10 protein-coding genes are annotated in these 10,170 nt (G+C 73.8%); 1 reads left to right on the forward strand and 9 read right to left on the reverse strand.

Translation table 11 applies throughout. From position 1 onward, the window contains the following. Positions 1 to 18 precede the first annotated feature (18 nt). Genes JQN84_RS25705 through JQN84_RS32405 form a run of 9 tightly spaced genes read right to left on the reverse strand, consistent with a single transcriptional unit; the run spans position 19 to position 8,557 of the window. On the reverse strand, positions 19 to 681 hold the full coding sequence (locus JQN84_RS25705; RefSeq protein ID WP_204961121.1) for an SDR family NAD(P)-dependent oxidoreductase: 663 nt from the start codon (positions 679 to 681) through the stop codon (positions 19 to 21). Further along, positions 678 to 1,460 (reverse strand): HpcH/HpaI aldolase family protein, encoded by a 783-nt coding sequence (locus JQN84_RS25710; RefSeq protein ID WP_204961122.1) that lies wholly within the window; start codon positions 1,458 to 1,460, stop codon positions 678 to 680. Before JQN84_RS25710 ends, JQN84_RS25705 begins: the two co-directional genes overlap by 4 nt. Next, complete coding sequence (locus JQN84_RS25715) at positions 1,460 to 2,539, reverse strand: ABC transporter substrate-binding protein (protein ID WP_204961123.1); 1,080 nt, start codon at positions 2,537 to 2,539, stop codon at positions 1,460 to 1,462. The genes JQN84_RS25710 and JQN84_RS25715 overlap by 1 nt, the downstream gene beginning before the upstream one ends. Continuing rightward, complete coding sequence (locus JQN84_RS25720; RefSeq protein ID WP_088645265.1) at positions 2,536 to 3,396, reverse strand: ABC transporter permease; 861 nt, start codon at positions 3,394 to 3,396, stop codon at positions 2,536 to 2,538. Before JQN84_RS25720 ends, JQN84_RS25715 begins: the two co-directional genes overlap by 4 nt. Further along, positions 3,393 to 4,184 carry an ABC transporter ATP-binding protein gene (locus JQN84_RS25725; RefSeq protein ID WP_228544614.1) on the reverse strand — a complete coding sequence of 264 codons (792 nt, stop codon included), beginning with the start codon at positions 4,182 to 4,184 and terminating at the stop codon, positions 3,393 to 3,395. Before JQN84_RS25725 ends, JQN84_RS25720 begins: the two co-directional genes overlap by 4 nt. A 2-nt stretch (positions 4,185 to 4,186) precedes the next feature. Next, a complete protein-coding gene (locus JQN84_RS25730) occupies positions 4,187 to 5,125 on the reverse strand; it encodes a polysaccharide deacetylase family protein (protein ID WP_194823596.1) in 939 nt (312 codons plus the stop codon). Continuing rightward, the gene (locus JQN84_RS25735) at positions 5,119 to 6,555 is read right to left on the reverse strand and encodes an MmgE/PrpD family protein (RefSeq protein ID WP_204961124.1); all 1,437 of its coding nucleotides are present in this window, start codon (positions 6,553 to 6,555) and stop codon (positions 5,119 to 5,121) included. Before JQN84_RS25735 ends, JQN84_RS25730 begins: the two co-directional genes overlap by 7 nt. Then, positions 6,552 to 7,583: a zinc-binding dehydrogenase gene (locus tag JQN84_RS25740; RefSeq protein WP_204961125.1), complete on the reverse strand. Its 1,032-nt coding sequence runs from the start codon at positions 7,581 to 7,583 to the stop codon at positions 6,552 to 6,554. The genes JQN84_RS25735 and JQN84_RS25740 overlap by 4 nt, the downstream gene beginning before the upstream one ends. Further along, positions 7,580 to 8,557: an asparaginase gene (locus JQN84_RS32405; protein WP_204961126.1), complete on the reverse strand. Its 978-nt coding sequence runs from the start codon at positions 8,555 to 8,557 to the stop codon at positions 7,580 to 7,582. The genes JQN84_RS25740 and JQN84_RS32405 overlap by 4 nt, the downstream gene beginning before the upstream one ends. 229 nt (positions 8,558 to 8,786) lie before the next feature. Here JQN84_RS32405 and JQN84_RS32410 point away from each other — a divergent pair, with 229 nt between their 5' ends. After that, positions 8,787 to 9,476 carry a helix-turn-helix domain-containing protein gene (locus JQN84_RS32410; protein WP_204961127.1) on the forward strand — a complete coding sequence of 230 codons (690 nt, stop codon included), beginning with the start codon at positions 8,787 to 8,789 and terminating at the stop codon, positions 9,474 to 9,476. The last annotated feature ends 694 nt before the right edge of the window (positions 9,477 to 10,170 follow it).

Genomic DNA, 10,170 nt, shown 5'->3' on the forward strand with positions numbered 1-10,170 from the left:
GTACCCGTACCCGGCAACCTAGCTGAGATGACTGCCCCCGTTCACATCGAAGGTCACGCCGGTGACCGTGGCGCAGGAATCGGAGAGCAGGAACAGCACGATGTCGGCGATCTCCTGTGCCGAGGAGACCCGGCCCAGCGGCATCCGGGCCCGCAGCCGCGCCTTCTGTTCGGCGGTGAGCCGGTCGTGCATCGGGGTGGCCACCGGGCCGGGCGCGACGGCGTTGACCCGTACCCCCTGCGGTCCGAAGTCGACGGCCAGGTGGCGCATCAGGCCCAGCACCCCGGCCTTCGCCGCCGCGTACGCCGTGCCCGACAGCCGGGTGCCGCCGTCGCGGGCGTTGAGGCTGCTCATCAGCACCAGCGACCCGCCGCCGGCCGCCGCCATCCGGGGCACCACGGCCTGGCTGACGACGAACGCGGCGGTGAGGTTGTTGCGCAGGGTGCGTTCCCACTCGGCGAGGCTGGTCTGTTCGATGCCACCGGCGCTGACCACCCCGGCCAGGTGGGCCACCCGGGTCGGGGTGCCGATCGCGTCGACGAACTCGCCGACCGCGACCGGGTCCGCGGCGTCCACGCCGGTGGAGACGTCCAGCACGTGCACCGTCTCGCCCCGGGCGCGGGCGGTGGCGACCACCGCCGCGCCGATGCCGCTGGCTCCGCCGGTCACCAGCAGGCTCACGACGTGCCGCCGAGGATCTCGTCGCGGGCCCGCCGGTAGGCGTCGGAGAGCAGCATCTCCGGCTGGGAGTAGACGACGAAGCGGACGCCCCGGTCGATCCAGCGGCGGGCCTCCTCGGCGGAGTAGGCCAGCATGCCGGCGACCCGGCCGGCGGCGACGACCCGCTCGACGAAGTCGACCGCGTGCTTCTCCACCTCCGGATGGGTGGGCTGGTAGCCCAGGCCCAGCTTGACCGACAGGTCGGCCCGGCCGAGCATCAGCACGTCGAGGTCGGCGGCGAGGATGTCGTCGAGGTTGGCCAGTCCGGTGGGGGTCTCGACCAGGGCGACGACCGTGGTGTTCTGCCCGGCCCAGGTCAGGTAGCGGTCGAAGTCGCCCCGGGCGGTGCCGTGCCCGGCGGCCCGCGCCGCCGAGCACAGCGTCCGGTCGCCGACCGGCGGGTAGTGGGTCAGCCGGGCCGCCTCGACGGCCTGCGCGCCGGTCTCCACCAGCGGCAGCACCACGCCGCCGGCACCGCTGTCCAGGGACCAGAGCAGGTCCTTCTCCTCGATCCGGCGCAGCCGGACCAGCGGGGTGGTCCCCGCCGAGCCGGCCGCCCGGACCATCGCCAGCACGCTCTGCTCGTCGGCCGCGGCGTGCTCGGTGTCGACGACCAGGAAGTCGTAGCCGAGCGCGCCGAGGATCTCGCCGATCGCCGGTTCCTGGAGCAGGGTCAGGCTGCCGAGGGCGACGCCACCGTCGCGCAGCACCTCGGCCAGCCGGCTCGGACGGGGAAACATCAGGACTCCAGCTTCTGGACGCTGCCGCAGTCGCGGTTGACCGGCACCTCGCCGACGATCTTCAGGGCGGCGTCGACGACGGAACCGTCGTGCCACTCACCGACCTCGGGCAGCTTCTCGATGATCTTGTTGTCGAGCAGCCACTTGCCGTCCTCGGCGACCACCGTGGCGGTGTCCACCCGGCCGTTCGGGTCCATGTACGGCCACTGGTCGGTGCCGTACAGCTTGGTGATCGTCTCCGCCGGCACCTTGGTCCGCTCGGCCACGATCTTGATGACGTCGTCCTTGTTGGCCGGGTCCTGGTAGTAGCGCACACCCTCCAGCCAGCCGGCCATCCACCGGGCCGCGACCTCGGGCCGCTTGCTGATGAAGTCCTGCGACATGGTGATCAGGCCCTGCTCCTGGTTCGGGGCCACCTCGTTCATCGCCAGCACCCGCTTGGCCTGCCCGTCGGTGATGAGCTGGTACGCCAGCGGCTGCACCACGAAGCCGGCGTCCACCGCACCGCTCTTGAGCGCGTTGGCGGTGTCCGGGTAGCTCAGGGTGACAATCTGCCCCAGGTCGGACTGCTTGAGCCCGACCTCACCCAGCGCCCGGTCCAGCCAGTACTCGGTGGTCGAGCCCTTGGCCAGGATGGCGACCTTCTTGCCCTTGAGGTCGGCCACGCTCTTCAGGCCGCCGTCGAAGGCCTGGGTCCGGGCCAGCAGGAGGTTGTCCGAGGCACACCGGTACTGCTGCCGGTCGGCCACCGCCCGCACCCGCAGCCCCTGGTTGACCGCGTTGAACAACGCGCCACCGGTGCCCGGGATGTTCACGTCCAGCTTGCCCTGACCCTGCACCGCGAGCCGGGAGTAGATGTCGGCGTTGCTGAACTCCACCTCGACCTGGTGCTTGCCGAAGAAGCCCTTCGCGTCAGCCACCATCATCGGGGCCAGCGAGAGGATCTCCAGCGAGTTGACAGTCACCTTGTCGGTACCGCCGGAGCCTGTCGACTCCGCGTCGTCACCGCAGGCCGCGGTGCCGAGCAGCAGGCTCGCCCCCAACAGCGCGGCGATGACACCCTTGTTCTTGATTGTCATGATTGGCCCTCCGTCCAGCTGAAGAAGCGCCGCTGCACGCGCAGCGTCACCGTGGTGAGGAAAAAGCCCATCGCCGCGATCACCGCGAGCGTGGCGTACATGTTGTCGATCTGATAGATCTGCCAGTACCGCCAGGTCATCGACCCGACGCCGTCACTGGCGGCGAGGAACTCACCGGCGATCGTGCCCAGCAGGGCCAGCCCCGCGGCCAGCCGGATACCGGCGAAGATGGACGGCAGGGCCCCCGGCAGGACGATCTTCCAGAGGATCTGCTGCCGACCGGCGCCCAGGTTGCGGGCCATCAGGATCAGCCGCTCGTCGACCTGGAGCACCCCGGACATCGCGTTGACCACCGCCGGGAAGAACGAGATGATGCCGGCGAGCACCACGATCGGCCGGCCGCCGGTGCCGAAGATGACCAGCAGCAGCGGCAGGATCGCCACCACCGGGATCGGGTACGTGATGGCGATCAGCGGATCGATCAGCACCCGCACCCACCGCGACCGTCCCATCGCGATGCCCAGCAGCGTCGCCGGGATCACCCCGAGCAGGAAGCCGAGCAGGATGCGCTGGGCGGTGATCCCGATGTTCGGCAGCAGCTCCCCGGAGGAGAACAGGTCGACCAGGGCCTGCACGCACTCCGACGGGGCCGGGAAGAAGGTCTTGTCGATCAGCCCGGCCATGCTGCCGACCTGCCACAGCGCCAGCACCACGACCACCGGCACCATGCTGCCCAGCCCGCTGCTGAGCAGCTTGAACCCGCGACCCGGCGGGCGTTCCGCGCGGGGGTCCACCGCGTAGCGGACCACGGGTTCGTCGGTCGCCCGCTCCCGGGTCGGCGCGCTCTGCTCGCTCATCGGTCCCCCTTCGCTTCCGCCCACTCGGCCGCCAGGGTGGCGTCCCGCAACTGCGCCCACAGGTGGCGCTTCAACTCGGTGAACCGCGGGTCCAACTCGACGTCGCGGGTACGCGGCCGGGGGAACGGCACCCGGATCTCCTCGACCACCCGGGTCGGCCGGGGACCGAGCACGATGATCCGGTCCGCCAGCAGCAGCGCCTCCTCGATGCTGTGCGTGATGAACAGGACCGTCTTGCGGTGCCTCGACCAGACCTGGAGCAGCTCGTCCTGCAACAGGGTCCGGGTCTGGGCGTCCACCGCCGCGAACGGCTCGTCCATCAGCAGGACCTCGGGGTCGCTGGCCAGCGCGCGGGCGATCCCGGCCCGCTGGCGCATGCCGCCGGACAGCTCGTGCGGCTTGTTGTCGGCGAACGCCTCGATGCCCATCATCGTCAGGTGCTCCCGGGCCACCTCCCGCCGCCGGGCGGCGGGCACCCCGCGCAGTTCCAGGCCGAACGCCACGTTGTCGGCGATGGAGCGCCACGGGATCAGCGCGTAGTCCTGCCAGACGATCGAGGTGAGCGGGCCGGCGGCGGTGCGCTCCCCGACGAACCGGATCTCCCCGTCGTCCGGCCGGCGCAGCCCGCCGAGCAGGCCGAGCAGCGTCGACTTGCCGCATCCGCTCGGACCGATCACGCAGATGAACTCCTGCGCCTCGATCGTGGTGCTGAGGCTGCCGACCACCGACAGCCGGCTCCCGTCGGCCCGGGGATACCCCTTGGCCACGTTGTCGATCTCGATACGCATGGTCACTGTCCTCCGTGGGCCGGCAGGTCGGAGTAGTTGTGGTGCCACCAGTCGGCGATGTCGCGCCGCCTGGCGAACCAGACGCCGGGCAGGTCCTGCGCCCAGGCGATCAGGTCACGCAGCGCGGAGGCCCGCCCGGCCTGGCCGATCAGCCGGGCGTGCAGCCCGATCGAGATCATCTTGGGGGAGGTCTCGCCCTCCTCCCACAGGTACTCGATGCCCCGCCGGCAGTTCTCGAAGAAGTCGGTCGGATTGCCGTAACCGGGGCTGAAGGCGAACCGGCCGTCGTTGTAGGTGTGGGTGTACGGCACCACCAGGTGCCGCTGCCCTGCCACCTGCACCCAGTACGGCAGGTCGTCGTTGTAGGCGTTGGAGTCGTACCGGAAGCCGCCCTCCTCGACCAGCAGCCGCCGGGTGCGGTCCGACGGGGCGTACCGGGAGTACCAGCCGACCGGGCGCTCCCCGCACAGCTCGGTGATCGTCGCCACCGCCTGCCGGATCTCGGCGCGTTCCTCGTCCTCGGTCATCCCCGACGGCTCCCGCCAGCGCAGGCCGTGCGAGCAGATCTCGTGCCCGGCGTCGACGAACGCCTTGGTCAGTGGCCGGTTACGGGCCAGCGCCTCGGCACAGCCGTACACGGTCACCGGGGTCTGCGTCCGGTCGAACAGCCGCAGCAGCCGCCACGCGCCGGCCCGGCTGCCGTACTCGTAGACCGACTCCTGGGACAGGTCCCGGTGCTCGGCGCTGGTCGGCGTGTACGAGATCTCGCCGACCCACTCGTTGACGCTGTCGCCGTCGAGGAGGCTGTGTTCGGCGCCCTCCTCGTAGTTGAGGCACAGGCTCACCGCCACCCGGGCGCCACCGGGCCACTCGACGCGGGGGAGGTCCCCGCCGTAGCCGATGAAGTCCCGCTCGGTGCCGGGTTCGACTCTGATCACCATGTCGTCGTGTCCTTTCTGCCGGATGGGCCGGCCCCAGCGGGAACCGGCGGCGGACCGCCGTTCGGATTCGGTGCCCCGCCGCGCACCAGCGCGGTGAGGTCTCGCAGTCGGGTCGCCCCGGGCGCGCGGGCCAGCCCGTGCAGCAGCTCGGCCGCCCCGCCCGGCACCCCCGGGGTACGCAGCAGCGCGGCGTCGACGGCGGCCAGGTCGTCGGCCGTCATCGGGTCCTCCCGGTCGCCGTGGTGGAACCGGGCCCGCCCGGTCAGCCGGGCACCGCTGCGGGTGGTCACCTCCACCACCGCCGGTCGGCCCGCCGGATATCCCTGGTCCAGGCCGGGGTCGTGGCGTACGGTCACCCGCTCGGCGAGCCGGGCGGCGCGGGCCCGTCGGTCGTCCGCCGACCCGTCCGGGGCGCCCGGGTCGGTGCCGAGCAGCCCGCAGGCCACCACCCACGGGATGCTGAACTGGCGGGCCAGCCGGCCGGCCGGACGCCGCTCGGCGAGCAGGGCCGCCCCCGCGTAGGTGTGCACGGTCACCGCCGCCACCTCGTCGGCGGGTAGGTCCCGGGCCATCGCGCGGGCCACCGTCCAGGCGGTCAGGGTGTGCGCGCACACCCCGACCGGCTTGAAGTACGCGTCGGGCAGCAGCGGTCGGGGCAGCAGCGCGGCGTCCACCGGCCGGTCGGTGAGGCCCTGGTGGACGGTCCGGCCGAGGTGCGGCAGCGCCGGGCCGGTGGCCGGGAACCCGGCGGTGGCGAGCCGGGCGACGGTCAGGCCGTTGGCGCTGCCGAGGCCGGGCAGCAGGTAGTGGGCGGAGTTGCCCCGCCGGGTGTCGGCCTCCGGCCCGGCCAGCGCCACGGTCAGCGCCAGGTTCACCGTCGCGGCCAGTCCGGCGGCGTCCTGCCCGGCGACGGTCCCGGCGGCGGCCGCCGCCGCGCCGCCGCCCCACCCGCCGTGCGGGTGCACCCCGGGGCGGGGTGCGCCGAGCAGCAGCCCGAGCCGGGCACCCACCTCCCAGCCGACCGCCAGCGCCCGCAGGAACACCCGCAGGCTGTGGTCGTCGGCCTCGGCGGTGGCCAGCGCGGCGGCGTACGCGTGCAGCCCCGGGTGCCCCCGGGATTCGCGCAGACCCTCGTCGCACTGGCTGACGGTGATCGCCGCCGCCGTCACCGCGGCGGCCTGCGCCGGCTGGTCCGTCCCGCCCGGCGCGGCCAGCAGGCTGCACGGGCCGTCCGGGTCGCCGGCGGTGTCCAGCCCGGCGGGCAGGTGTCCACGGGCCGCGACGGCGTTGGCGGTCAGCCGGGCCGCCACCTGCCGCACCAGCACCTGTCCCGCGCCGGTGGCCAGCAGCGTGTCGGCGGCCTCGACGGCACCGGCGACGAGCGTGGCCAGCACGTCGTCGTGGGCGTCGGACCGCCGGTGACCGGTCACGGTGTGATCACCTGCTTGCCGAGCACCCGCCGGTCGGCGAGCGCCTGGTGGGCCCGGCCGGCGTCGGCCAACGACAGGACCGCGTCGACCCGGGGGGTGAGCTGTCCCGCCGCGACGAGGCCCAGCACCCGGGCGATCTCGTCGGGACGCTGGCTGCGCGAGCCGCGCAGCTCGTACTCGTTGCGGAAGGTCTCGATGAGGTCGAGGTGCGGGTGCTCCCCGGCGTGGCCACCGCCGACGATCAGCCGGCCGGTGGGGGCGAGGGTGCCCAGCGCGGCCTCGAAGACGTCGCCGCCGATGTGTTCGACGATCACGTCGAAGCCCGCACCTCCGGTGATCTCCCGGGCCTCGGCGGCCCAGTCGGGATTCCGGGTACTCAGCACCGCGTCCGCGCCGAGCGAGGAGACGAAGTCGGCCTTCGCCGGGTCGCCGATCAGGCCGACCACCCGGGCGCCGCCCAGCTTGGCGAGCTGGACCACCGCGTGCCCGAGCCCACCGGCGGCCCCCGGGGCGAGGACCCACTCGCCGGGGGCGAGCCGGCCTATGGAGTACAGGGTGCGCCAGGCGGTGCCGAAGGAGATCGGGGTGGCGGCGGCGACCACCGGGTCGAGGTCGCCGATGTCCAGCAGGCCGCGCGCCGGGGCCACCGCGTGCCGGGCGTACCCGCCCCACCTGGTGATGCCGGGCATGTCGGCGTTCGGGCAGAGGTTGGCCCGCCCGGTCAGGCAGCGGGGGCAGCTCCCGCAGGGCGTGTTGGGCAGCACCAGCACGCGGTCGCCGGGGGCCCGACCGGTGACCCGGGAGCCGAGCCGTTCCACCACGCCGACGACCTCGCGGCCGAGCACGTGCGGCAGCCGCAGCGGCATCCGGGACACCCCGCTGCGCAGGTCGGCGTCGAGGTGGTTGACGGCGACGGCGAGCACCCGCAGTACGACCTCGTCGGGGCCGGGGTCCGGCAGGTCGACCTCGGTGAGGGTGAGCGTCTCGGGGCCGCCGTACCCGTTCATGGTCACTGCTTCGGTCTTCACGCGCGACGTCCTTCCACCATGGTGCGCAGGGCTTCCGGCACGGCGCCGGGTTCTTCGACGGCCAGGGCGAGGGCCAGCGCCACCCGGGCCTGGGTGCCGGTGAGGTCACCGGCGAAGAGCGCGCCGGCGCGGGCGAGGGTCGCCCCGCCGCCGGCGTAGACCGGGCGGACCCGGCCCGCCCCGGTCCGGCTGGTGATGACCACGGGTACGCCGCGCCGGCCGGCCTCCGCGATGGCGTCGGCGACCGCGGGTGGGGCGTTGCCCGCGCCGAACGCCTCGACCACGATGCCGGCGGCACCGGCGTGCAGCGACGCGCGCAGGTGGGTGCCGTCCACGCCCGCGACGAGCTTGACCAGGTCCACCCGGGGCAGTCGGGCGGGGACCGGCAGGTGCGCGTAGTGGCCGCCCCGGGCGGCTGTCGACACCCGCAACACGCCGTCCGGGTCGACCAGGGCCAGCACGCCGGCCGTGCCACCGGAGAACGCCGAGACCGCCGAGGTGTGCACCTTGCGGCTCTCCACCGCGGCGTAGGCGACGCCACCCATGACCGTCGCCGCGCCGAGCGGCCGGGGCGCGGTGACCACCCGGATCGCGTCGGCGAGGTTGCGCCCGGCGTCGGAGTCGGGCTCGTCGGCGCCGCGCTGGGCCCCGGTCAGCACGACCCGGGCGTCGGGTCCGGTGAACTGCCCGGTCAGGTAGGCGGCTTCCTCCAGCGTGTCGGTGCCGTGGGTGACGACCACCCCGGCGAACCCGTCGGCGAGCTTGGCCCGTACCGCCCGGACGGTGGTCAGCATGTCGTCCAGGGAGAGCGTGAAGCTCGGCCGGCAGGACAGGTCGAAGCCGTGGATCTCCGCGTCGGTCGTACCGGTGACGTTCTTCAGCAGGTCCGTGACGGAGTCGGTCACGGCCAGGCCCTCGTCGGGGTCCCACCGCGACGCGATCGTCCCACCGGTTGCCAGAACCGCGATCCGCACCAGCCACACCCCCTTGCGCAAACGATTGCTCAGTCGAGGTGATGACGGTTGCACAAACGTTCGTCCTGCACAAGAGCTGCGAGAACGTGAACCCGTAGAAGTTATGGATTGGTGGCCGGGGCGATGACGCGCTGATGTCGTGCCTGTTGCGGTGTCCGTCGCCGTCCGGTTCCCCGGGACGCCGGCGTCGGGTCGCGGTGATAGGCCGACGGCGTGGCAGGCTGGGACCGTGTACCGGGAACGGCCCGCCGGGGTGATCGACGGCGCGGTGCTCTGGGCGAGCGAGAGCCGCCCGGACGCCCCACCGACCCGGGTGCTGCCCGACGGCTGTCTCGACCTGCTCTGGTCCAGCCGGGCGGGCCTGCTGGTCGCCGGCCCGGACCGCACGGCGCAGCTCAGCGTGTCGGTGCCGGGGGAGCGGTGGCGCGGCGTCCGGCTGCCGCCCGGGGTGGGCCCGGCCGTCTTCGGCGTTCCCGCCGACGAACTGCGGGACCTCCGGGTCCCCCTCGACGTCCTCTGGGGGCGTGCCGCCGTCCGGCTCGCCGAGCAGCTCGGCACCGCGCCCACCGCCGCCGCCCTGGCCGTGGTCGCGGCCGACCGGCTCGCCCGGTCCGGCGGCGTCGACCCGCTCGGCCCCCGGGTGGCCGCGCTGCTCGCCGCCGGCGCCACGGTCACCGCGACCGCCGCCGAGATCGGCCTGGGCCCGCGTGCCCTGCACCGGCGCAGCCGGACCCTCTTCGGGTACGGCCCCAAGACCCTCGCCCGCATCCTGCGGCTGCACCGGGCCCTGGCGCTGGCCCGGCGTGGCGTGGGACTGGCCGAGGTGGCCGCCCGCGCCGGCTACGCCGACCAGGCCCACCTTACCCGCGAGGTGAGGGACCTGGCCGGCGTCGCACCGACCACTTTGCTCGCCCGCTGACCACCGCCGTGGCGGGACCGGGCCACCGATCTCGTGCCCCCGCGCCGCGCGTCGTGCCGTCGTGCGCTCGCGTCGTGCGTCGTGCCGTAGTGCGCTCGCGTCGTGCGTCGTGCGTCGTGCCGTCGTGCCCCCGCGCCGCGCGTCGTGCGTCGTGCCGTCGTGCCGCCGCGCCGCGCGTCGTGCCGTCGTGTCCTCGCGCCGTGCGTCGTGCGCCCGGGGCGTGCGCGCGCCCGGTCCGGTGCGGATCGTGCGCTGCGCCCCCTCGGGTCGTGCGCCGCGCGCCTTCAGCCGGTGGCCCGAGTCGTCGGGTTCTCCGCGGTCCCGTCGGGCCACCCGCTGTATCCGAGTCCTGCTGGCCGGCCGTCACCCGACCGTGGACGCACCTGACCGGCCTCCCGGCCGGCCCCGGGTCGCGTCGCCGTCCGGCCGGCCCGCGTCGCCGTCCACCCGGCCCGCGTCATGGCGGCCGGGCCGGCCGACGATATGCGGTGCGGGTCCTTTCGAACTGATGACGCTGCCGAATCACCCGCCGGGCTGCCGAATCACCGCCGGGCTGCCGAATTACCCGCCGTGGGCTTCCCCCTGAGATGTGGACACCCTGAGACTGGATGTTGGTCCAGAGGAAGGGGTGTCCCCGTTGGGGCGTCCATCGAAGTACACGGAAGAGTTTCAGCGTGACGCGATTGAGCTGGTC

It is taken from the genome of Micromonospora humidisoli (assembly GCF_016900955.1).
GTDB classification, from domain to species: Bacteria; Actinomycetota; Actinomycetes; order Mycobacteriales; family Micromonosporaceae; genus Micromonospora; species Micromonospora wenchangensis.